The organism is Bacillus sp. LR--39 (assembly GCF_053613335.1).
This window is the reverse complement of the sequence record NZ_JBSIOT010000382.1, coordinates 1-1,013: the sequence shown is the minus strand read 5'-3', so window position 1 is coordinate 1,013 and position 1,013 is coordinate 1. Positions and strand designations below refer to the sequence as shown.

Annotated in this window: 2 protein-coding genes; both read right to left on the bottom strand. The window is 44.8% G+C overall.

The window, feature by feature from the left end; translation table 11 throughout:
* A partial coding sequence (gene dapF, locus ACWHAR_RS23410) for a diaminopimelate epimerase (RefSeq protein WP_452087992.1) occupies positions 1-519 on the bottom strand: 519 nt, incomplete at its 3' end.
* Between the two features lie 122 nt (positions 520-641).
* Positions 642-1,013, bottom strand: a 372-nt coding sequence (locus tag ACWHAR_RS23405) for a nucleoside transporter C-terminal domain-containing protein (RefSeq protein WP_452087991.1), incomplete at its 5' end; no start/stop codon positions are given.

Sequence of the window (1,013 nt, the reverse complement as noted above, 5' to 3'; positions counted from 1 at the left end):
GATCGGAAAAACGATATGCGGATTTCCCATTGAAACGGCAGTGCCTGTTAGTTCTACTTCACCAAATGCCATCGTTTCATTGATTGTGTGCTCTTCCCCGCCGTCAAGCATCGGGAGCTCGGATTTTGTCAAGCGCGGTTCGCCCATATCGACAGTGACCACATTCACTTTTCCATTTTCAACTTGAACTTCCGCTTTCACAAGCCCGGAGAGGGTTTCAATCAGAAAAGATGTTTCCTCAACCAGCTTATGCTCATATGCGTATTTTGCGACGCAGCGCAGGCCGTTGCCGCAGTTTTTCCCTTCAGACCCGTCATTATTAAAAATCCGCATTTTAACAGGCGCTTGGTCTGATGGGCATATCAGGATCATTCCGTCGGATCCGATCCCTGTATAAACAGAAGAAACCTGAATTGCAATCTCTGACAGTTTTTCTTCTGGAAGCTGTTCTTCAAATTGATTCACATAAATATAACTGTTTCCCAGGCCGTGCATTTTGGTAAATCGAAATGAGTTCATAGGTGCCTCCAACTTTTTTTCTTTTTCTTAGTATAAAAGCTATTATAAGCGGACACAATACAATTATCCCCCGTTTTTCATACATAAAAGCTCCTTGCATTGACGCAAGGAGCTTTTATCGTTTATATAAACATGCCGGCAATGGCTGCGCTGAGCAGATTGGCTAATGTTCCTGCAAGAACAGCCTTCAGGCCGAGACATGCGATATCTGAACGGCGGCTGGGTGCTAATCCGCCCAGCGTACCAAGCATAATCGCAATTGATGAAAAATTGGCGAATCCGCATAACGCGAAACTGATAATGGTAGCAGTTTTCTTAGAAAACTCGCCGATGTGCGGACCGAAGTTAGAATAAGCGACAAACTCATTCAGCACCAATTTCTGGCCGATATAGCTTCCCGCCTGCAATGCTTCATGCCAAGGCACGCCAATCAAAAAGGCGATAGGAGAAAACACATAGCCGAGAATGGATTCTAATGTTACGCCTTTTAAACC